This window comes from Megasphaera sp. NM10 (assembly GCF_000417505.1).
Classification (GTDB): domain Bacteria; phylum Bacillota; class Negativicutes; order Veillonellales; family Megasphaeraceae; genus Megasphaera; species Megasphaera intestinihominis.
The window spans coordinates 1-354 of sequence record NZ_APHY01000170.1; the positions used below are offsets into that span (position 1 = coordinate 1).

General features: G+C 50.9%; 1 rRNA gene. It reads left to right on the top strand.

The features are described 5' to 3' along the window. Nucleotides 1–354, top strand: a 23S ribosomal RNA gene (locus NM10_RS12900); the annotation flags it as partial.

The window sequence follows — 354 nt, forward strand, 5'->3', positions numbered from 1 at the left end:
AAATGTSWGGAGTCGAACCAGTGAGCGTTGAAAAGCTTTTGGATGAGATGTGGGTAGGGGTGAAATGCCAATCGAACGTGGAGATAGCTGGTTCTCCCCGAAATAGCTTTAGGGCTAGCCTCATGGCGAGAGTACAGGCGGTAGAGCACTGAACGGGGTAGGGGCCTATCCGGCTACTGAACCTAATCAAACTGCGAATGGCTGTACTTATCCATGGGAGTCAGACTGTGAGTAATAAGGCCCATAGTCAAGAGGGAAACAGCCCAGACCAACAGCTAAGGTCCCCAATGCCGTACTAAGTGGCGAAGGATGTGGAATTTCGAAAACAACCAGGATGYTGWCAGAAGCAGCCAC